Raw genomic sequence first — 1,188 nt, forward strand, 5'->3', positions numbered from 1 at the left:
CGCCCGCCCTGCCCGGATGACGCGGAGGCCGCGTCCAAGAAGAAGGGCGGCAAGCGCCCCGCGCCGAAGTCCCCGGCGCCTCCCAAGAAGCAGCCGTAGCGGCCGTCGCCTCGGGGTCCGCCGCTCCCGTGCGGCGGGCCCGGCGTCGACACGGCGGAGCTACTCGACGATGAAGTCCGCGGCCGTGCGGCGGCGGCCGGCCACCACCGACACCACCGCGCGGCCCTTGCCCACGGCCGTCACGCGGCCCTCGGGCGACACCGTCACCACGGCGGCGTTCGAGCTGAACCACTCCAGCGGCACCTTCTCCAGCGCCACGCCGTTGCGGTTGTACGCGCGCGCCTGGACCATCACCGACTGGCCCTTCTTCTTGAAGGTGTACGAGGTGAGGTTCAGCCCCAGGCGCGCGAAGTCCGGCGGCACCACCTGCACGGCGATGGCGCGGTGCAGGTGCCCCAGCGTCGCGGTGACGGTGGCCACGCCGGCCGACGCGGCGATGAGCTCGCCGCTCTCCACGCGCGCCACGGCCTCGTTGCTGGAGCGGAAGTCGGGCGCCGCGTCGGGGATGACGTGGCCCGCTTCATTGCGCGCCACCACGCGCACCTTGAGGGTGCGCCCCACCTCCACGAAGTCCGCGCCCGGCGCGCGCACGTCCAGCGACGCGAGGATGGTGAGGTCCAGCGGCAGCGCCGCCTTCGCCCGTCCGCCCTGCACGCCGATGATGGTCTTTCCGGACTTGCGCGCCACCACCGTGCCGTCCTCCAGCACGGAGGCCACCTCCGGCGCGGAGCTGGTCCAGCGCAGGCGCGTGTCCATCATCTTGCGCCCATCCGCGTCCAACACCGTGTAGCTGAGCGGCAGGTTCTGCCCCTGCGTGCGCAGGTAGCGCAGCTCGGGCTGCTCCAGGGTGATGGTCGTGGGCGACGGTCCGCACGCACCGAGGACACCCAGCGCGAGGAAACCCAACAGGGAAAAGGAGATGGGGCGTGAGGTCTTCACGAAGGCAGGCACGGGGGCAGGTGGGGAAGGGCCGAGTCTACCGGTGGAGCACTCAAAGGGCGTGAAAACCGCGAGCGCCCGCGTCGAAGTCCGCGCGCCTGCACGCCTGCTGACGACTACTGCCCACTTCCACGTCGCGGGGTCCGGGCCTCCATCGACCCCAACACCTGCGCGGCCAGGGCCTCCCCC

Annotated in this window: 1 protein-coding gene; it reads right to left on the bottom strand. The window is 72.5% G+C overall.

All coding sequences use genetic code 11. From position 1 onward, the window contains the following. Positions 1-159: 159 nt before the first annotated feature. Complete coding sequence (locus tag D7Y15_RS43540; RefSeq protein WP_120574851.1) at positions 160-999, bottom strand: Ig-like domain-containing protein; 840 nt, start codon at positions 997-999, stop codon at positions 160-162. Positions 1,000-1,188: the final 189 nt, after the last annotated feature.

It is taken from the genome of Corallococcus sp. AB030 (assembly GCF_003668965.1).
Lineage (GTDB): Bacteria > Myxococcota > Myxococcia > Myxococcales > Myxococcaceae > Corallococcus > Corallococcus exiguus.